Genomic DNA, 19228 nt, shown 5'->3' on the forward strand with positions numbered 1-19228 from the left:
ATGAATCAAGTTGCCGTTGTCATTGGCGGAGGCCAGACCCTGGGGGCATTCCTTTGCCGTGGGCTTGCAGAAGAAGGATACCGCGTGGCGGTCGTTGATATTCAAAGCGATAAAGCCGCGAATGTCGCCCAGGAAATTAACGCCGATTTTGGCGAAAGGATGGCGTACAGTTTTGGCGCCGACGCCACCAGCGAGCAGAGCGCGCTGGCGCTTTCCCGCGGCGTAGATGAGATTTTCGGGCGCGTCGATCTACTGGTCTACAGCGCGGGTATCGCCAAAGCGGCGTTTATCAGCGATTTCCAGCTCGGCGATTTTGACCGCTCGTTACAGGTGAATCTGGTGGGCTATTTCCTCTGCGCCCGTGAGTTTTCCCGCCTGATGATCCGCGACGGCATTCAGGGGCGTATCATTCAGATTAACTCTAAATCAGGCAAAGTGGGCAGTAAACACAACTCCGGCTACAGCGCGGCGAAATTCGGCGGCGTGGGGTTAACCCAGTCTCTGGCGCTGGACCTGGCGGAATACGGCATTACCGTACATTCGCTGATGCTCGGCAACCTGTTGAAATCGCCGATGTTTCAGTCGTTACTGCCGCAATACGCCACTAAACTGGGCATTAAGCCCGACGAGGTGGAACAGTATTACATTGATAAGGTGCCGCTCAAACGAGGGTGTGATTATCAGGATGTGCTGAACATGCTGCTATTTTATGCCAGCCCGAAAGCGTCTTATTGCACCGGGCAGTCGATCAACGTAACCGGCGGTCAGGTGATGTTTTGACCGTGAATTGCCGGATAGCGGCGTAAACGCCTTATCCGGCCTACGGCGCCATCAGGTAAAACAACAGGAGCACACTATGGTTTCCACTCTGATTACCGTCGCCGTTATCGCCTGGTGCGCACAACTGGCGCTGGGCGGCTGGCAGATCTCCCGCTTTAATCGGGCTTTCGATAAACTTAGCCAGCAGGGGCGGGTCGGCGTCGGGCGCTCCGGCGGGCGTTTTAAGCCTCGGGTGGTGGTTGCCGTGGCGCTGGATGAACAGCAGCGGGTGACGGACACTTTATTGATGAAAGGCCTTACGGTATTCGCCAGACCGGTTAAAATTGCCGCAATGCAAGGAAAACATTTGCATGAATTACAGCCTGATGTGATCTTTCCCCATGATTCGCTCGCGCAGAATGCACTATCATTGGCGCTTAAACTGAAACATGGGTAATTTCGTTGTGAATGCGAATAGCTTGCGAAATTATCATTTTGCAACCAATACCCTAAATAATTCGAGTTGCAGGAAGGCGGCGACGCAGCGAATCCCCAGGTGCGTACATCAGTACGTGACCGGGGTGAGCGAGGACAAATTGGCAAGGCCGATTTGAACGCCGCTTGCGGCGGCCCTTTAGGGCGAGGCCCGGAGGACCGAGTCATGCCAACGCACATGCAACTTGAAGTATGACGGGTAAATAGATAAGTCAGGGTAATCACGCCTATGAAACCTCGTCAGCGTCAGGCCGCGATTCTGGAGCACCTGCAAAAACAGGGAAAATGCTCGGTTGAAGAACTGGCCCAGTACTTTGACACGACAGGCACCACTATCCGCAAAGATCTGGTCATTCTGGAAAATGCCGGAACCGTCATCCGTACCTATGGCGGCGTGGTGTTGAATAAAGAAGAGTCCGATCCGCCTATTGATCACAAAACGCTTATCAATACCCACAAAAAAGCGCTGATAGCCGCAACCGCCGTGAAATATATCCATGACGGCGACTCCATTATTCTGGATGCAGGAAGCACAGTGTTACAGATGGTGCCGTTGCTTTCGCGTTTTAGCAACATCACGGTTATGACCAACAGCCTGCATATTGTCAACGCGCTATCGGAACTGGACAACGAACAAACTATCCTGATGCCCGGCGGCACCTTCCGTAAAAAGTCGGCGTCGTTTCACGGTCAGCTAGCGGAAAACGCCTTTGAACAGTTCACCTTTGATAAACTTTTCATGGGGACTGACGGTATTGACCTGAACGCCGGCGTGACCACGTTTAACGAGGTTTACACCGTCAGTAAGGCAATGTGCAATGCCGCACGCGAGGTGATTCTGATGGCGGACTCCTCAAAATTTGGTCGTAAAAGCCCCAATGTGGTGTGCAGTCTGGAAAGCGTCGACAAACTGATCACGGACGCCGGTATCGATCCGGTATTTCGTCAGGCGCTGGAAGAGAAAGGGATTACCGTTATCATAACCGGAGAAACCAATGAGTGATGCACTACTAAATGCGGGCCGTCAGACCTTAATGCTGGAGTTACAGGAAGCCAGCCGTCTGCCGGAGCGCCTGGGCGATGATTTTATCCGCGCCGCCAATATCATTATTCACTGTGAAGGCAAAGTGATCGTTTCCGGTATTGGCAAGTCAGGCCATATTGGTAAAAAAATCGCCGCGACGCTTGCCAGTACCGGTACTCCCGCTTTTTTTGTTCATCCTGCGGAAGCGCTACATGGCGATCTGGGGATGATTGAAAGCCGTGACGTGATGTTATTTATTTCCTATTCCGGCGGCGCAAAAGAACTCGACCTCATCATCCCGCGTCTGGAAGATAAATCCGTCGCGCTGCTGGCGATGACCGGTAAACCTCACTCTCCGCTGGGGCGAGCGGCAAAAGCCGTTCTGGATATTTCCGTCGAGCGTGAAGCCTGCCCGATGCATCTGGCGCCGACGTCCAGTACCGTCAACACGCTGATGATGGGCGATGCGCTGGCGATGGCAGTAATGCAGGCACGCGGTTTTAACGAAGAAGATTTCGCCCGTTCGCATCCGGCTGGCGCACTGGGCGCGCGTTTACTTAATAATGTGCATCACCTGATGCGCCAGGGCAATGCAATACCGCAGGTGATGCTCACCACCAGCGTGATGGATGCCATGCTGGAACTTAGTCGTACCGGGCTGGGGCTGGTGGCGGTTTGCGATGAGCAACATATTGTGAAAGGCGTCTTTACCGACGGCGACCTGCGTCGCTGGCTGGTGAGCGGCGGTGCGCTCAGCACGCCGGTAAGCGAAGCCATGACACCCAACGGAATTACGCTCCAGGCGCAAAGCCGCGCCATTGACGCCAAAGAGATCCTGATGAAGCGCAAAATCACCGCCGCGCCGGTGGTCGATGAAAACGGTAAACTCACCGGCGCCATTAACCTGCAGGATTTTTACCAGGCAGGCATTCTCTAATCCTTCAGTCCCAGACGCTTCGCCAGCCGGTGCAGGTTGGCGACGTCGGTTTCCAGCGCCCGCGCGCTGGCCGCCCAATTGTGATTATTTTGCGCCAGCGCCTGGCGAATCATCTCTCGCTGGAAGTTCTCCGTCGATTCACGCAAATTGCGGCAGGTCGGCAGCGCCAGATCGCTTTCCGCAGGCGGCGTGGGTAAAACGTCATCTGACAAGGCAAAATGCTGCGCCTCCAGTACCACCTCCCCCCCTGCTAGGGTCGCTCTCGCCAGCACGACCGCACGGTGAATGGCATGTTCCAGCTCCCGAACGTTGCCTGGCCAGCCATAGTTGAGCAAATGACGGCGCGCGCCGGGACTCAGCACCACACGGGACAGCCCCAGCCGCAGTCGGCACTGCTCGCAAAAATAGCCCGCCAGTAACACCACATCATCGCCGCGCTCGCGCAGCGGCGGCACAAAGAGCGGGAAAACGCTCAGGCGATGGAACAGGTCAGCGCGAAAACGCCCCGCCAGCACCTCCTCTCGCAGGTCTCGGTTGGTCGCCGCCAACACCCGCACATCCACGCGCAGGCTGCGATCGTCGCCGACGCGTTGAATATCGCCATACTGCAATACGCGCAGTAGCTTGGCCTGTAGCGCCAGCGACAGTTCGCCAATCTCATCCAGAAACAGCGTACCCCTGTCGGCCATTTCGAACTTTCCGCTACGGTGGCTGATGGCGCCGGTAAATGCGCCTTTTACATGGCCAAACAGCTCGCTTTCCGCCACACTTTCCGGCAGTGCGGCGCAGTTGAGATAGATCAGCGGATTGACCGCTCTGGGGGAGCCCTGATGAATAGCTTTCGCCACCAGCTCTTTACCGGTCCCCGTTTCCCCCCCGATCAACACGTTAAGATCGGAGCTCGCCACAATCTCGATCTCTTTTTTCAACTGCATCATCGCAGGCGACAGGCCGATCATGTGCGTCTCTTTTCTCGGTTCGAACGCGTCAGACGCCCCCGGCAGTATGTTCTGGCTTTCCAGTTGTTCAATCAATAGCGCATTACTCAATGCCCCGGCGGTCAGCGCGGCGATAAGCCGCAGCTCTTCATCGCTGAATACCTCGAACTGCTCCGGCGTCATGGCATCAAGGGTCAGCGCGCCGATGAGGTTCTGTCCGGCAAACAACGGCAGACCAACACAGGCGTGGACTTTCAGGCTTTCCTGTCCGGGAATCAACCCGTCATACGGATCGGGCAAATCGCTATCGGCCGGAAAACGCACCACGTCCCCCGCACGGGCGATGGCCTCCAGGCGTGGATGCCCTTCCAGGGTAAAACGTCTGCCGAGAACGTCCTGCGCCAGGCCGTCAATCGCCAGTGGAATAAATTGTCGTGATTCATAACGCAACAGCGCCGAGGCGTCGCACGCCAGCACCTGACGCAGCGTAGTAATCAGCCGCTGAAAACGATCCTGATGCCCAATGCCGCGTTGTAACTCAATGGCGATGCCCGCCAATACCTCCACGGAAAAACTCATGGCTACCTCATTGTCATTTTGACAATACATAGTGTCATATTGACAGTACTATTTATAGTCTTTTTGACTACATCAAAAATATAAAATCATTATAATTTCATATAAATCAATTATATGAAAAGTTGGCACACTACCTGCAATAAGCAAAACACTTTTTGCAAACGTTGAATGAATTGAGGTGGTTATGTCTATTCTGGTTAAAAATAATATTCATTGGGTTGGCCAGCGCGACTGGGAAGTCCGTGATTTTCACGGAACCGAATACAAAACGCTGCGCGGCAGCAGCTATAACAGCTATCTCATTCGTGAAGAAAAGAATGTGCTGATCGATACCGTCGATCATAAGTTTAGCCGTGAATTTGTGCAAAATCTGCGCAGTGAAATCGACCTCGCGGACATCGACTACATCATCATTAACCATGCCGAAGAAGACCATGCGGGCGCACTGACCGAACTGATGGCGCAGATCCCGGACGCGCCTATCTACTGTACCGCCAACGCCATTGATTCTATCAACGGCCATCACCATCACCCGGAATGGAATTTTAAGGTGGTGAAAACCGGCGATACGCTGGATATCGGCAACGGCAAGCAGTTAATCTTCGTAGAAACGCCGATGCTGCACTGGCCGGACAGCATGATGACCTATATGACTGGCGACGCGGTGCTGTTCAGTAACGACGCCTTCGGCCAGCACTACTGCGACGAACGCCTGTTCAACGACGAAGTTGACCAGACCGAACTGTTTGAACAATGCCAGCGCTACTATGCCAATATCCTGACGCCGTTCAGCCGTCTGGTAACGCCAAAAATTACCGAAATCCTCGGCTTCAACCTGCCGGTGGACATGATTGCGACCTCACACGGCGTGGTATGGCGCGACAACCCAATGCAAATCGTGGAGCTGTATCTGAAATGGGCGGCAGATTATCAGGAAGATCGTATCACTATTTTCTACGACACCATGTCGAACAATACTCGCATGATGGCGGATGCCATCGCGCAGGGTATCAACGAAGTGGACCCGAACGTGGCGGTCAAAATCTTTAACGTCGCCCGCAGCGATAAAAATGAAATTCTGACCAACGTGTTCCGTTCGAAAGGCGTGCTGGTCGGCACTTCTACCATGAACAACGTGATGATGCCGAAAATCGCTGGTCTGGTGGAAGAGATGACTGGTCTGCGCTTTCGCAACAAACGCGCCAGCGCCTTCGGTTCTCATGGCTGGAGCGGCGGCGCGGTGGATCGACTGTCCACGCGCTTACAGGATGCCGGTTTTGAAATGTCCCTGAGTCTGAAAACGAAATGGCGTCCGGATCTGGATGCGCTGGAGTTGTGCCGTCAGCACGGTCGCGACATCGCGCGTCAGTGGGCGCTTGCTCCGCTGCCGGAAACCACGCAGAAAACCACGCCAGCCGAAGAAATCACAGCCTGCGCCGCCGCAGACCTCGGCCCTAAAATGCAATGCAGCGTATGCCAGTGGATTTACGACCCTGCGCTGGGCGAACCGTTGCAGGATGTCGCGCCGGGTACGCCGTGGAGCGACGTGTCGGATAACTTCCTGTGCCCGGAATGTTCATTAGGTAAAGACGTATTCGACATACTGGCGACGGAGGCAAAATGAGTCGGGGGATCATAATTATTGGCTCGGGCTTCGCCGCCCGCCAGCTCGTCAAAAATATCCGTAAACAAGATGCGAATGTGCCGTTAACCCTGATTGCGGCGGACAGCATGGATGAGTACAACAAGCCCGATCTCAGCCACGTTATCAGCCAGTCGCAGCGCGCCGATGATCTCACCCGCCAGTTAGCGGGGGAATTCGCTGAACAGTTTAATCTGCGCCTGTTCCCGCATACCTGGGTTGCTGACATTGATGCCGATGCCCATGTGGTGAAAAGTCAGGATAAGCAGTGGCAGTACGACAAGCTGGTACTGGCGATCGGGGCGGCGGCCTTTGTGCCGCTGATTGCAGGACGTGAGTTAATGCTTACTCTGAATAGCCAGCAGGAGTACCGCGCCTGTGAGACACAACTGCGCGACGCGCAGCGGGTGCTGATTGTCGGCGGCGGCCTCATTGGCAGTGAATTAGCGATGGATTTCTGCCGCGCCGGGAAAACGGTAACGCTGATGGATAACGCCGCCAGCCTTCTCGCCTCACTGATGCCACCGGAAGTGAGCAGCCGCTTACAACATCGCCTGACCGATATGGGGGTGCACCTGCTGCTGAAATCGCAGTTGCAAAAACTGGAGAAAACCGAAGCCGGTATCCGCGCTACGCTGGCAAGCCAGCGTAGCATCGAGGTGGATGCGGTGATTGCCGCCACCGGCTTACGCCCGGAAACCGCTCTGGCGCGCCGCGCCGGGGTAGTCATCAACCGCGGCGTCTGCGTGGATAGCTATCTACAGACCAGTCACCCGGATATTTATGCGATCGGCGACTGCGCGGAGATCAACGGTCAGGTGCTGCCCTTCCTGCAACCGATCCAGTTAAGCGCGATGTACCTGGCGAAAAATCTGCTTGGCGGCAACGCGCCGCTGAAGCTACCGGCGATGCTGGTCAAAGTCAAAACGCCGGAACTGCCGCTGCATCTGGCGGGAGAAACTCAGCGCCGCGATTTGAGCTGGCATATTACCGCAGAATCTGACGGTATGATTGCCAAAGGCATGAGCGGAGAAGGCCAACTACGCGCCTTTGTGGTGAGTGAAGACCGCATGAAAGAGGCGTTCACTCTGCTGAAATCATTACCGGTGTAAATGTCTGATGCCGGATGGTGAAGGCGGGTAAAACACAATGCGCCACCGGTACGCAACCGCAGGCCGGATAAAACGCTATGCGTCGCCATCCGGCCTGTTTCATCAGGCCAACCTGCGCGCCGCCGCAATGACCCCTTGCCCCAACGATAATCCGCCATCGCCCGCCGGTAACCGCTGCGGAAATAACAAATTAAAATCAGAAAGGTAAAAGGCAAGACGCGCGCGCAGTAAGCGGTTGTGTATCACCCCGCCGCTGAAGACCAGAGTGGTTATCCCCCGCGCCGTAGCCTGTTGGCGCATTAGCGTGGCAAACCCGCACGCCAGCGCATCATGAAAAGCCCAGGCGCGTTGCGCGGGCGCGGCCTGCCAGTTCAACCATTGCCGCCAGAAAACGGCTACGTCCAGTTGAGCGCCGTTAAGCGGCATCGTTACCGAATGCTCAACGTTAGCGCATTGAGAGGCCAGCGCCTCCAGCGCGCAGGCGGCCTCGCCCTCATAGCTAAGCGATGCTGGCGCGCAGCGAAGCGCGGCGGCCACCGCGTCAAACAACCGCCCGCAGGAAGAGGCCAACGGGGCATTGACGCCGCGCTCAATGGCACGCGCCAGGACATTCCAGTTTTGCTGTTGCAGCCCCGCTGTCTCCGGGTAATCCTGCCAGTCCGGCACAAAGCGCAGGCACTGCGCTAACAGATTACGCCACGGCTGTTTGGCAGCCAGATCGCCTCCCGGCAGCGCCACGGCGGGTAACCCCCCTAAATGTTCGCATTCGCGATAATTGACCCGCAGACATTCTCCACCCCATAGCGCGCCATTCTCGCCCATCCCGATACCGTCTACCGTCAGGGCAATCACCTCTCCGCCGTCCAGCGGCCAACCATGCTCGGCCAGGCAAGCCGCCGCATGGGCATGATGGTGTAACACAGTCTCAGTCGGCAGACACATCTCACTGGCCCACTGACTGGAAACATAACCCGGATGCGCATCACAGACGATACGCTCTGGAGTAAAATCGTAGATTGACTGGATCAGACGCAATGCCTCGCGCCACTGCGCCTGGATACCATCATCGCTGAGATCGCCCAAATGTTGGCTGACAACCGCCTGTTCGCCGCGTACCAGACAGAACGTGTTTTTCAGATCCGCGCCCAGACAAAGTATCGGCGGCACATCGCGAAATCCGGGCGGCAACGCAATCGCGTCCGGCACGTATCCCCGCGAACGACGCAGCATTTCGCCGCTGTCGCGCACGACAGAGTCGTCCATGCGCTGTACAATGTCGCGATTGTGCAACAAAAAACCATCGGCAATTTCGTGTAAATCGTCCAGCGCCTGTTCGTTGGTGATGGCGGGTGGTCTGCCGCTCAGGTTGCCGGATGTCATCACCAGCGGGTCATTGAGCTCCTGCAACAAAAGATGTTGCAATGGGTTGGCTGGCAACATCACGCCCACCTCAGTAAGCCCCGGCGCGATGCCCTCACACAGCAAAGGCACATATTGCTTATCCACCAGCACAATCGGGGCTGCGGGAGTAGCGAGCAAACGGCGCGCCGCCTCCGGCAACGCCTCTGCGTCCGGCAGCATAACGGCCAACGGTTTAGCCGGGCGGCGTTTGCGCGCCCGCAATTTCGCCACCGTCTCGTCATTACGCGCATTGCAAGCGAGATGAAAGCCGCCAATTCCCTTCACCGCCACGATACCACCAGCCTTAAGTATTGCTACCGCCGCCTGTAATGCCGCCTCTTTTTCCGCTCGTTCATGTTGGCTTCGCCACTCAAGCTGCGGCCCGCAGGCCGGACAGGCGACGGGCTGAGCATGGAAACGGCGATCATACGGATCGCGGTATTCGCTGTCGCATTCCGGACACAGGGGAAACGTCGCCATCACCGTAAATGGCCGGTCATAGGGCATAGCGCAAATAATGGTGAAGCGTGGTCCGCAGTGGGTGCAATTGATGAAGGGATAACGGTAGCGCCGCTCGCCAGGGGTATTCATCTCGGCAAGACATGCCGGGCAGGTCGCCGCATCCGGCACGATTTGCGTGTTCATCGAACCGCCTGCGCTCTGACGAATGGCGAAATCCATTGGTGTGCGCTCCCATATCAACGACGCGTGTTCAACGCTGTCAATGCGCGCCAGCGGCGGACAATCCTGATAGAGCGCGGCAATAAATTGCGACGGCTCCTCCAGCAGCCGAACGACGACGCCGTCGCCGTCATTACACACGTCGCCGTGTAATCGCAACTGCTGCGCTAGCTGCCAGACAAAAGGACGAAAACCGACGCCCTGTACTTTGCCCCGAATGCGTAGCTGTACGCCGGAAGGCGTGTCTGTCACCATCTCATTTTCCCGCCATCATCGAACCCGGATGCCTGATGGTGCCGCGCTTATCAGGCCTACAATCGCACGAACCGTAGGCCGGATAAGGCATTGATGCCGCCATCCGGCAATGCTTTGTGGCGTATTCTACGCGCAATCGCAGAAATCAGAAAAGCAGAGATGCCGTTGAATCCAGCGCCGCACGACGGCGTTTTTCCGCGCTAAGCTGTTCAAGCTTATTACGGTCGACACAGATTAGGGCGTGCGTTGGACAGGCGTCCATACAGGCTGGACCGGCTTCACGATGGTGACACAGATCGCACTTGTTGGCTTCGGCTTTTTCGGCACGCACGTTCAGCCCCGCGCCGCTATTGCGAACCACCGGGCGCACCACCACTTCCATGGCACCGTAAGGACATGCCACCACGCAGGTTTTACAACCAATGCAGCGTTCCTGCATCACATGAACAAAGCCTTTGTCGCGGCTGATGGCGCCATTCGGGCAGACGTTGGCGCACGGCGCATCTTCACACTGGCGACACAGCGTTGCCGTAGAGACGTTCACGCCTTTGATGACATGGATACGAGGTAAAAAGGTTTCAGGGGTCAGCGATGCGCAATCCTGATTATCCTGATGGGATACGACGCAGGCCACTTCACAGGTACGGCAACCAATGCACTTACTCGCGTCAGCAATGATGAAACGGTTCATCAAATTCTCCAGCAATAACAGATGATGTGCCGATGTATACACAAATCGTGCCAACATTTAACCATATGTTATATAATGGTATTTTATTTTAACCGGAGGGAAAAAGCATGTCATCGACACAAGTGACGATGACGGATGACAACCGTTCAGGGGATGAAAGAAATGCCGAATACCTCATTCGGCATCAAAAAGTTACGCCTCCGGCGCTTCCAGTCGCGCAAATCCGCCGTTTCCCTGCCACCCTTCCAGGCGCTGATAGATGGTGTTTACCGCGTCCTTAATCGGCTGGGTCATCGGATAATAAAACCCGACGATATCCGGCTGGATACCGAGAAAAATCACCTCGCCGACATCCTCTTTGAGCTGATCGACCAGATAGTTCAGCGGCATATTGTGGGTGGTCATCATAAACATTTCAGCGATATCATCCGGATCGATAATGCAGATCTCGCCCGGGTTAAGTCCCATGTCGGTGGCGTCGACAATCAACAGGCGGTCAGGACGCAGTTCGCGAATCGCCACAATGTCATTTTCCGGCGCGCTGCCGCCATCAATCACCACCCAATTCCCCTTCGGCTGCGCCGCGCACATTTCTGCCAGTAACGGGCCTGCGCCGTCGTCGCCCATCATGCTATTGCCGACACAGAGTAAAACGTCAGTCACGAAGCCTCCTCACCATCAGGTAGATGGCGCTTTCCTGATGAATGTCATGCAGCATACTGAGCATCAGTTTACTCCATTCTTGCTGCTGCGGGGTCTGCGCGGCGCGCGCGTTATCAAACGCGCGCGCCAGCATCGACACATGGTTAAAATCGATAACGATCTCGCCATACTTCGGCACGCCTTCCATTTTACGCCGGGCATCGCTACCGGCTTCCAGGGTGGCGATCCACGCCAGATACTCATCCCATGGGCAGGTGAGCGCGGCCTCCAGACAATCGATGACCCCCAGGTGGTGGCCAATCGCCAGGCTGTAATAGACAACCTGCTGCGCCTCGGCGGGCGTCGCATCGTTCTCATCAATAAACTTACGGCTCAGTTGACTGAACACCACCTGTTCGCTCATCGGATACGCGCCTCTTCAACAACATGATTGAGATGGGTGACAATTTCGGTTAAACGCGGATCGTTTTCCGCTTCCAGCCAACGCGCCACCTGCTGCTCACCTTGTCCCAACTGTGTCAGGTAATCATCGGCGATCTGACGACCATAGCGATAACCCGCCAGCCGACGCGCCGCGCGATCTACCTTCACGCGCAGCGGCTGCACCATATCCGGATGCAGAATTTCCGCCGCCTGGTCGTCCAGTTCCCCTGGCGCGCGCGCGTGGATTTTCTGCTCCAGCAGGCCAAGCGCCATCGCAAAGCCATACAGCGTCGCCGCAGGCGTTGGCGGGCAGCCTGGAATATACACATCCACCGGGACGATTTTATCCGTACCGCCCCAGACGCAGTACAGGTCATGGAAAATGCCGCCGCTGTTGCCGCAGGCGCCGTAAGAGATACAAATTTTCGGGTCCGGCGCCGACTGCCAGGCACGCAGCGCCGGAGAGCGCATGGCGCGGGTTACCGCGCCGGTAAACAGCAGAATATCGGCATGGCGCGGCGACGGTACCACTTTGATGCCGAAACGCTCGGCATCAAACAGCGGCGAAAGCGTCGCAAAGATTTCGATTTCACAGCCGTTACAGCCGCCGCAGTCCACGCGGTAAACGTATGCCGAACGCTTAATATTTTTCAGTAGAGACGCCTTCATGCTGGCGATGGATTCATCCACCGTCATCGGTACCGGAATGCCGTTGGCGTCACGCGGGCCTAATAAATTGCTCATTAGCTGACCTCTTTCATATGGCGAGTCAGTTCAATACGGTCGGACGGCACCAGGCATTTCTGACGCTTACAGTCCGGGCAAGTCTCAAAGCTTTCGCGGTGATGTTCCGCGCGGCTGTCGCCGTTGTGTTTGAGCAGCGCAATGGCGTAATCAATCTCTTTTTGCACGGCAAAAGGACGGTGACAAACGCGGCAGTGACACAGTGCAAAGCGGGACTGTTGCAGAAAATCCTCTTTCTTCCACACCGCCAGTTCATATTCCTGTGACAGTTTAATCGCCGCCGTCGGGCATACTTCCTCGCAGCGGGCGCAGAAAATACAACGCCCAAGGTTGAACTGCCAGGCCAGCTCATTGGTCGCAAGATCGGTTTCTACCGTCAGCGCGTTCGACGGGCAGGCATTAACGCAGGCGGCGCAGCCGATGCACTGCTGCGGGTTATGTTCCGGCTTGCCGCGGAAGTTTTTATCAACCGCAATCGGCTCCAGCGGATAAGACGAGGTCGCCGTGCCGGTTTTGATAACTTTTTTGATAAAGGTAAACATGGCGATTCCTTATTTCAGCGGCGAGTTTTTACGCTCAATGCTGTAGCGCTCAAGTTCTTTGTACGGCACGACTTTGCTCTTCTTCTTACGCACATCGACCACAGTCATACGGTCGGTACAGGAGTAGCACGGGTCAAGGCTGCCGATAATCAGCGGCGCGTCGGAGACAGTGTTGCCGCGCAGCATATAGCGCAAAGTCGGCCAGTTGGCGTAGGTCGCCGCACGGCAGCGCCAGCGGTACAACTTCTGGTTGTCGCCGGTCATGCTCCAGTGGATATCATCGCCGCGCGGCGCTTCAGCGAAGCCGAGCGCAAAACGGTGCGGAATATAGGTGAAGCCTTCCACCATTAGCGGGCCACCCGGCAGATTATCCAGACCGAAGTCGATCATATTCAGCGAGGTGTAGACTTCGTTGATACGGACTTTCAGACGGGAAATCACATCGCAACCCTGCTCGCTATGTACTTCCATCGGCAGCAGACCGTAGCCGACAAACGGGTGGTCGGCGCGGGTGTCGCGGGCGTGACCGCTAGCGCGCACCATCGGGCCGACGTTACTAAAGTCACGGGCAATTTCCGGTTCCAGACGGCCAATACCGACGGTACGCTGCTCCATATTTGGCGTACTGAGCAGCATATCCACCAGCTCCTGCACGTCGCGACGCATCTGCTGCGCCAGTTGACGGGTCTGGATCATATCCTCTTTCAGCAGATCGCGGCGAATCCCGCCGATCAGGTTCAGGCCGTAAGTTTTGCGCGCCCCGGTAAGGATTTCTGCCATCTTCATGGAGGTTTCGCGCACGCGGAAGAACTGCATAAAGCCGGAGTCAAAGCCGGTAAAGTGGCAGGCCAGGCCGAGGTTTAACAGATGCGAGTGCAGACGCTCCACTTCCAGCAAAATAGCGCGGATCATTTGCGCGCGTTCCGGCACCTGAATGCCCATCGCGTTTTCCACGGAGGTGGTGTAGGCGGTGCTGTGTGCGAAGCCGCAGATACCACACACGCGATCCGAAAGGAAGGTGACTTCGTTATAACCCATGCGGGTTTCCGCCAGTTTTTCCATGCCGCGGTGGACGTAGAACAGGCGGTAGTCAGCGTCGATAATGTTTTCACCATCGACGAACAGACGGAAGTGGCCCGGTTCATCGGAAGTGACATGCAGCGGGCCAATCGGCACCACGTTATTTTTCTTGTCACCCAGCTCGTTAATGAACTCGTAGGTTTCCGCATCGGTGGTCGGCGCCGGGCGCTGACGATAATCCATGCTGTCTTTACGCAGCGGATAGAGTTCATCCGGCCAGTCGTCCGGCAGTACCAGACGGCGCTCGTCCGGTAGGCCGACCGGGATTAAACCGTACATGTCGCGCACTTCGCGCTCCCCCCACACGGCAGCCGGCACGCGCGGCGTGACGGAGGGATATTCCGGCTTATTTGGATCAACCTCAACGCGCACCGTTACCCAGCACTTCGTGCCCAGCTCCATCGACATCACGTAATAAACAGCATAGTGGCCGCACAACTGGCGTTCGTCATTACCGAACAGCACCGACAGCCATCCACCCTGCTGGTAGTAAAGAAACTCCACCACTTCCGGCAGATAGTTCACTTTCACCGTAATAGTCAGCTGATCTTTGGTCTGCCAGGCTTCGTCCAGCACTACGCCCGGAAACGCCTGGTGCAGCGCCGCAAGGTATTGTTGACCTAATTTTTCTTCAGACATGCTCAAACTCTCTTAAATCACGCCGCCAGCAAGGAGACGAAGGCTAAAAACGCAAACCCAAAACCGGCCCAGGTCACGCGTGAAGTGGCGCAAAAACGCAGTCGCGCCATGCTGTTTTCAAACAGGGCGATCACCAGTACGCCGACAATCAGCTTGACGACGGCAATCACCAGCGCCAGCAACAGTCCGCCTGCGCTGAAGGTTTCCATCTGTCCCCACGGCAGGAACACGCCGACGAACATTTGCAGCACCACCAGTTGCTTAAGGCTAATGCCCCATTTCAGCACCGCAAAGCCGCTACCGCTGTATTCGGTCAACGGCCCTTCCTGCAACTCCTGCTCCGCTTCCGCCAGGTCGAACGGCAGCTTGCCCATTTCGATAAAGGTAGCGAAAGCGCAGGCGCACAGCGCCAGAATCAGCGGAATACTGCGCGCGACAGGCCAGTGATAAATGGTATCGGTGATATTGCTAATATGGGTAGAGCCCGCGACCTGCGCGGCGACCCACAGGCCCAGCAGCAAAATCGGCTCCACCAGCACGCCAAGCATCGCTTCACGGCTCGCGCCAATAGCAGTAAACGGGCTACCGGTATCCAGACCCGCGATAGAGAAAAAGAAACGGGCGATGGCGAACAGGTAAATTAAGGTGATCAGATCGCCCAATTGCGGCAACGGCGAGCCAACGGTCACCACCGGCAGCGCGGTGGCGATAGTCAGCATCACGCCGACCATCACAAACGGCGTCAGGCGAAAAACCCAGCCGGAATCCGCAGGCGCAATACTCTGACGACCGAGCAGTTTGATAATGTCGCGGTACTCCTGCAACACGCCCGGCCCACGACGATTGTGCAGACGGGCGCGCGCCACGCGAGTAATACCAGACAGCAATGGCGCAACGGCAAATAGCACCAGCGCCTGAATTAACGGATAAAACACACTCATTTTCAGGCTCCTCGTGAAACCACAATCACCACCAGCACCGCCAGTTCAATCAGCGCCAGACGACGGAACAGCACCGCTGCCGTCGCGTTCTGCCAGCCCGGCACCAGCGATACCGGGTTAAGCCATTTACGCAATTTAAGTACCGGGGCAAAGGCCTCTTTTACCGGCATGGCGAAACCATGTGCGGTGATCACCATCGACTGCTCGTGGTCGTAGCCGCACACCCAGGCCGCGCCGCGGGAGCGCGATGGCAGACGGTTGCCTTTGAACATCGCCATAATGATGAACGGCAGTAGCGGACAGGCGACCAACAGCAGCGTGATCATCGGCTGCGATACGGTGGTGTGCGCGGTTTCCAGCGGCAACGGTACCGCAGTGGAAATCATCGGCAACAGCCACGGCGCGGCAACCCCGCCCAGTACGCAGCAAATCGCCAATGCCACCACGCTGACGCCCATCAGGATTGGCGCGCAACTGGCGTTTTCCGCCTCTTTCGTGCGCGGCGCGCCGAGGAACGTCACGCCGTAAACTTTCGCCATACACATCACCGCCAGCGCGCCGGTAATCGCCAGGCCAACCGCCAGCAGCGGCCCTAACAGACGACCAACAAACGCACCGCTATTGCCCAGTTTGAAGAAGGACTGGTAAATCACCCACTCGCCGGCAAAGCCGTTCAGCGGCGGCAGCGCGGCCATCGCCATCAGACCGACCAGCATGGCGATAGAAATAACCGGCATCCGTTTGCCAATACCGCCCAGTTTTTCGATATCGCGATGACCGGTACGGAACCAGATGCTGCCCGCGCCCAAAAACAGTACGCTTTTGAACAGACTATGGTTCAGCAGATGATAGAGTCCGCCGGTCAGACCCAGCGCGATCAGTACCGGCTGATTGAGAGCAATCCCGGTAACGCCTGCGCCCAGACCGAGCAGAATGATGCCGATATTTTCCAGCGTGTGATAGGCCAGCAAACGCTGAATGTTATGCTCCATCAGCGCATACAGGCCACCGACAAAGGCGGTGATCATCCCAAGCACCAGCAGCGCCACGCCCCACCACAGCGGCGCATTACCGCCAATCAGCGACAGCGACAGAATGCCCAGCAGCCCGATTTTCATCACTACGGTCGAGAACAGCGCGGCGGCGGGAGCGCTGGCGTTAGCGTGCGCCTGCGGCACCCAGCCGTGTAGCGGGATAATCCCGGCCAGCAGACCAAAACCGATAACGCCGAGCAGCCAGATATCGGAGCCCAGCGGCAGTTGCTGAGCGCGTTGATCCAGCAGCCCCAGATCCAGCGTGCCGTAGCGCTGCCACACCAGCCAGCAGGCGATTGCCAGTAGCAGCGTACCGAGACGACCCAGCGCAAACCACAGTTTGCCCTCTTTGCTACCGCCGGTAAGGAACACGGCGCAGAGCGCCATGATTTCCGCCATCACCACCATCGTCCCCAGATTACTGGCGACCACGGCGCAGACGGCTGCCGCCATCAGCACGTTGACCAACAGTCCGTTGGCTTTTACCTGTGGATGGCGATGCCAGTCGATATTGAACAGGCTGACGAACAGACCGCACAGCCCCAGAGTAATCAGCCAGATAGCATTCAGCGGCGTAATTTGCAGCATGTGGCCGGTAAACGGCATCACGCCGCTAACCGTAACGGCGCTGTTCAGTACGGTGAACCCCGCGCCTGCCGTACACAGGCTGCCGACCGCGCCGCCGATACCGGCAATCCAGCCGCTCAGCGCTTTATGAAACGAAAACAGAAACGCCAGAACGGCGGCGGCGGCAAACCACGCTACGCCGCTAGTAATCAGTGAAAGTGAACTCATTATGCATCCCCACTCTGAGCCTGCTGAAACAAGGTGAGATCGCCAAAATCGGTATTAAACGTCAGCTCACGTTTACGTTTGCTGGCGCGGGCGATATCCGTGTTATCCACCAGGTGTAGCGCTTTGGTTGGACACATACGTACGCAGGCCGGGCCTTGCTCGTCAAAACTGCACAGGTCGCATTTCACCGCGATAGCGCGTACGCCCGGCACCCAGTCGAGCAATGTACTGACACGCGCAGGCGCAGGCGGCGCGGGCGGCGCTTTCGGCGTATTGGCGTTCGCCGGAATATGCAGCGGACGGCTGCCGGAAAACTCAATAGCGCCAAACGGACAGGCAATACCACACAGTTTGCAGCTCACGCACAGGCTTTCATTAAGCTGGACAGCGCCGTCAACGCGATTAATCGCGTTAACCGGGCATACCGTGGCGCATGGCGCATCTTCACAGTGGTGACAGAGCTGCGGCGCAGATTCTTTTTCATTCAGCATCACTTTCAGGCGCGGCATTGATTGCAGGCCATGCTGGCGATGCGTCTCTGAACAGGCGGCCTCACAGGTGTGACAGCCGATACAGAGAGTGGAGTCAGCAATTACAAAACGATTCACCAGGCATTCCTCAGGTGATTGTCATTTTTGACGAAAACATGCCGTTGAAATGTCATTTTCGACACTTATCGACACGCCCATCCCCAAAACATTCATGACGTGGCACAGCGCCACATCGCGAATCAAAGCGGGCAACGCCTCAGGCTTATACAGCCGGGCTGTGTCCCTTTACCAGTTGGCGCAAATTGACCGGCGAGTTGGTTTCCACCGCGGCATAGAGGCTGTCGTAAACGCTGGCGATTTTTTCCAGATAGTGCTCCAGCACCTGCTCGCGATCGCGGTTGTTAACCCGTTCATCAACCTTGCCGTCGATATCGAGTTGTGCCTGTGCAATCAATTGCTTATCTTCGCCATCTTTGGTTTCAACGTAGTATTCAATGGTGTGGCTGTTAAAACCATCCGCCAACGCGACGTAAATACGAAAGTGCTCAAACAGGACAAAGCAAAGATCCCTTTCCGGCGCGCAGCTCATTGCGTGATGCAGGCGCGCTTTCGAGAGGGTGATCCCCTGAACCAGCGAGTTGCAGTAAATATGCCACTGGTCCTGTAGGCGACGATGCCGTTGCGCGATGTAATCGGCTTTTTCGCTTATTTCCCAAATAGTCATGTCAGGTTACCCGTTTAACAGAGATGCCTGCGTTAAGCATTTTTCATGCCAATTATTAACCTATTGTTTTAATAGCATATTGACGTAATTATTGCCGTTTCGACGCGGTGACGACATGTCATTTCGTCATTGTCGACATGACCTACCAGGGGATGCAATCATTGGCATAAATATTGCTTTACAGGGGGCAACCACTACGGGAGGCGATATGCACGAAATCACCCTCTGCCAACGGGCACTGGAATTGATTGAACAACAGGCTTCAGCATACGGTGCAAAACATGTGACAGCCGTCTGGATCAAAATTGGCGCATTTTCTTGCGTAGAAACCAGCGCTCTTTCCTTTTGTTTTGATCTGGTATGCCGCGGCACGATAGCAGAAGGTTGTAAACTGCACCTCGAAGAACAGGAAGCCGAATGCTGGTGTGAGCATTGTCAACAATATGTCACGTTGTTGACACATCGTGTACGGCGTTGTCCACAATGTCATAGCGATACGCTGCGAATTGTGGCCGATGATGGCTTACAAATTCGGCGCATAGAGATTGATGGAACAGAAGATTAATGCCAGATGGCGGCTTCGCCTTACCCGGCCTACAACGACGATGACAACCTGTGGGCCGGATAAGACGCTCGCG

Annotated in this window: 19 protein-coding genes; 7 read left to right on the plus strand and 12 right to left on the minus strand. The window is 56.3% G+C overall.

Going from position 1 to position 19228, the window contains the following annotated elements; genetic code table 11:
• The 4 genes from srlD (at position 1) to gutQ (ending at position 3215) form a co-directional block, all read left to right on the plus strand.
• Complete coding sequence (srlD, locus tag F4V72_RS00970) at positions 1-780, plus strand: sorbitol-6-phosphate dehydrogenase (RefSeq protein WP_136058062.1); 780 nt, start codon at positions 1-3, stop codon at positions 778-780.
• A gap of 76 nt (positions 781-856) precedes the next feature.
• Positions 857-1216, plus strand: coding sequence for a transcriptional regulator GutM (gutM, locus tag F4V72_RS00975; RefSeq protein ID WP_000255198.1), 360 nt, complete (start codon positions 857-859; stop codon positions 1214-1216).
• Between the two features lie 267 nt (positions 1217-1483).
• Complete coding sequence (gene srlR / locus F4V72_RS00980) at positions 1484-2257, plus strand: glucitol operon DNA-binding transcriptional repressor SrlR (RefSeq protein WP_053509043.1); 774 nt, start codon at positions 1484-1486, stop codon at positions 2255-2257.
• Positions 2250-3215: an arabinose-5-phosphate isomerase GutQ gene (gutQ, locus tag F4V72_RS00985; protein WP_063390733.1), complete on the plus strand. Its 966-nt coding sequence runs from the start codon at positions 2250-2252 to the stop codon at positions 3213-3215. Before srlR ends, gutQ begins: the two co-directional genes overlap by 8 nt.
• On the opposite strand, the gene norR is transcribed toward gutQ, so the two are convergent.
• Complete coding sequence (gene norR / locus F4V72_RS00990) at positions 3212-4732, minus strand: nitric oxide reductase transcriptional regulator NorR (RefSeq protein ID WP_121768196.1); 1521 nt, start codon at positions 4730-4732, stop codon at positions 3212-3214. The two genes, gutQ and norR, sit on opposite strands and share 4 nt — an antisense overlap.
• A 184-nt stretch (positions 4733-4916) precedes the next feature.
• Between norR and norV the strand changes: the two genes are divergently transcribed.
• Positions 4917-6356, plus strand: a complete 1440-nt coding sequence (norV, locus tag F4V72_RS00995) for an anaerobic nitric oxide reductase flavorubredoxin (RefSeq protein WP_063390735.1) — start codon at positions 4917-4919, stop codon at positions 6354-6356.
• Positions 6353-7486, plus strand: a complete 1134-nt coding sequence (gene norW, locus F4V72_RS01000) for an NADH:flavorubredoxin reductase NorW (protein ID WP_053509051.1) — start codon at positions 6353-6355, stop codon at positions 7484-7486. The genes norV and norW overlap by 4 nt, the downstream gene beginning before the upstream one ends.
• A gap of 102 nt (positions 7487-7588) precedes the next feature.
• On the opposite strand, the gene hypF is transcribed toward norW, so the two are convergent.
• From hypF to hycA, 11 genes are all read right to left on the minus strand, one after another.
• Positions 7589-9823 (minus strand): carbamoyltransferase HypF, encoded by a 2235-nt coding sequence (gene hypF, locus F4V72_RS01005; RefSeq protein ID WP_150342418.1) that lies wholly within the window; start codon positions 9821-9823, stop codon positions 7589-7591.
• A gap of 145 nt (positions 9824-9968) precedes the next feature.
• Positions 9969-10514, minus strand: coding sequence for an electron transport protein HydN (hydN, locus tag F4V72_RS01010; protein ID WP_023249373.1), 546 nt, complete (start codon positions 10512-10514; stop codon positions 9969-9971).
• 192 nt (positions 10515-10706) lie between these two features.
• Positions 10707-11177, minus strand: a complete 471-nt coding sequence (hycI, locus tag F4V72_RS01015) for a hydrogenase maturation peptidase HycI (RefSeq protein ID WP_053529358.1) — start codon at positions 11175-11177, stop codon at positions 10707-10709.
• Entirely contained in the window at positions 11170-11580 is a 411-nt protein-coding gene (locus F4V72_RS01020) for a formate hydrogenlyase maturation HycH family protein (protein ID WP_000003730.1), read from the minus strand. The genes hycI and F4V72_RS01020 overlap by 8 nt, the downstream gene beginning before the upstream one ends.
• On the minus strand, positions 11577-12344 hold the full coding sequence (gene hycG / locus F4V72_RS01025; protein ID WP_023180410.1) for a formate hydrogenlyase subunit HycG: 768 nt from the start codon (positions 12342-12344) through the stop codon (positions 11577-11579). Before hycG ends, F4V72_RS01020 begins: the two co-directional genes overlap by 4 nt.
• Positions 12344-12886 (minus strand): formate hydrogenlyase subunit HycF, encoded by a 543-nt coding sequence (gene hycF / locus F4V72_RS01030; RefSeq protein ID WP_053529360.1) that lies wholly within the window; start codon positions 12884-12886, stop codon positions 12344-12346. The genes hycG and hycF overlap by 1 nt, the downstream gene beginning before the upstream one ends.
• A gap of 9 nt (positions 12887-12895) precedes the next feature.
• Positions 12896-14605 carry a formate hydrogenlyase subunit HycE gene (gene hycE, locus F4V72_RS01035; protein WP_053529361.1) on the minus strand — a complete coding sequence of 570 codons (1710 nt, stop codon included), beginning with the start codon at positions 14603-14605 and terminating at the stop codon, positions 12896-12898.
• Between the two features lie 17 nt (positions 14606-14622).
• Positions 14623-15546, minus strand: coding sequence for a respiratory chain complex I subunit 1 family protein (locus tag F4V72_RS01040; RefSeq protein WP_023249367.1), 924 nt, complete (start codon positions 15544-15546; stop codon positions 14623-14625).
• A 2-nt stretch (positions 15547-15548) separates the two neighbouring features.
• A complete protein-coding gene (hycC, locus tag F4V72_RS01045; RefSeq protein WP_136058061.1) occupies positions 15549-17375 on the minus strand; it encodes a formate hydrogenlyase subunit 3 in 1827 nt (608 codons plus the stop codon).
• Positions 17375-17983, minus strand: coding sequence for a formate hydrogenlyase subunit HycB (hycB, locus tag F4V72_RS01050; protein WP_001079163.1), 609 nt, complete (start codon positions 17981-17983; stop codon positions 17375-17377). The genes hycC and hycB overlap by 1 nt, the downstream gene beginning before the upstream one ends.
• Before the next feature lie 145 nt (positions 17984-18128).
• Positions 18129-18590 (minus strand): formate hydrogenlyase regulator HycA, encoded by a 462-nt coding sequence (hycA, locus tag F4V72_RS01055; RefSeq protein ID WP_053509063.1) that lies wholly within the window; start codon positions 18588-18590, stop codon positions 18129-18131.
• 208 nt (positions 18591-18798) lie between these two features.
• Here hycA and hypA point away from each other — a divergent pair, with 208 nt between their 5' ends.
• Positions 18799-19155, plus strand: coding sequence for a hydrogenase maturation nickel metallochaperone HypA (gene hypA, locus F4V72_RS01060; RefSeq protein WP_023249364.1), 357 nt, complete (start codon positions 18799-18801; stop codon positions 19153-19155).
• Positions 19156-19228 lie beyond the last annotated feature (73 nt).

This window comes from Salmonella enterica subsp. diarizonae, from assembly GCF_008692785.1.
GTDB classification, from domain to species: domain Bacteria; phylum Pseudomonadota; class Gammaproteobacteria; order Enterobacterales; family Enterobacteriaceae; genus Salmonella; species Salmonella diarizonae.

Excerpts from the sequence above, each read along its gene's own strand:
- srlD (WP_136058062.1), top strand. The coding sequence starts at position 1 with ATGAATCAAGTTGCCGTTGTCATTGGCGGAGGCCAGACCCTGGGGGCA.
- gutM (WP_000255198.1), top strand. The coding sequence starts at position 857 with ATGGTTTCCACTCTGATTACCGTCGCCGTTATCGCCTGGTGCGCACAA.
- srlR (WP_053509043.1), top strand. The coding sequence starts at position 1,484 with ATGAAACCTCGTCAGCGTCAGGCCGCGATTCTGGAGCACCTGCAAAAA.
- gutQ (WP_063390733.1), top strand. The coding sequence starts at position 2,250 with ATGAGTGATGCACTACTAAATGCGGGCCGTCAGACCTTAATGCTGGAG.
- norR (WP_121768196.1), bottom strand. The coding sequence starts at position 4,732 with ATGAGTTTTTCCGTGGAGGTATTGGCGGGCATCGCCATTGAGTTACAA.
- norV (WP_063390735.1), top strand. The coding sequence starts at position 4,917 with ATGTCTATTCTGGTTAAAAATAATATTCATTGGGTTGGCCAGCGCGAC.
- norW (WP_053509051.1), top strand. The coding sequence starts at position 6,353 with ATGAGTCGGGGGATCATAATTATTGGCTCGGGCTTCGCCGCCCGCCAG.
- hypF (WP_150342418.1), bottom strand. The coding sequence starts at position 9,823 with ATGGTGACAGACACGCCTTCCGGCGTACAGCTACGCATTCGGGGCAAA.
- hydN (WP_023249373.1), bottom strand. The coding sequence starts at position 10,514 with ATGAACCGTTTCATCATTGCTGACGCGAGTAAGTGCATTGGTTGCCGT.
- F4V72_RS01020 (WP_000003730.1), bottom strand. The coding sequence starts at position 11,580 with ATGAGCGAACAGGTGGTGTTCAGTCAACTGAGCCGTAAGTTTATTGAT.
- hycG (WP_023180410.1), bottom strand. The coding sequence starts at position 12,344 with ATGAGCAATTTATTAGGCCCGCGTGACGCCAACGGCATTCCGGTACCG.
- hycF (WP_053529360.1), bottom strand. The coding sequence starts at position 12,886 with ATGTTTACCTTTATCAAAAAAGTTATCAAAACCGGCACGGCGACCTCG.
- hycE (WP_053529361.1), bottom strand. The coding sequence starts at position 14,605 with ATGTCTGAAGAAAAATTAGGTCAACAATACCTTGCGGCGCTGCACCAG.
- F4V72_RS01040 (WP_023249367.1), bottom strand. The coding sequence starts at position 15,546 with ATGAGTGTGTTTTATCCGTTAATTCAGGCGCTGGTGCTATTTGCCGTT.
- hycC (WP_136058061.1), bottom strand. The coding sequence starts at position 17,375 with ATGAGTTCACTTTCACTGATTACTAGCGGCGTAGCGTGGTTTGCCGCC.
- hycA (WP_053509063.1), bottom strand. The coding sequence starts at position 18,590 with ATGACTATTTGGGAAATAAGCGAAAAAGCCGATTACATCGCGCAACGG.
- hypA (WP_023249364.1), top strand. The coding sequence starts at position 18,799 with ATGCACGAAATCACCCTCTGCCAACGGGCACTGGAATTGATTGAACAA.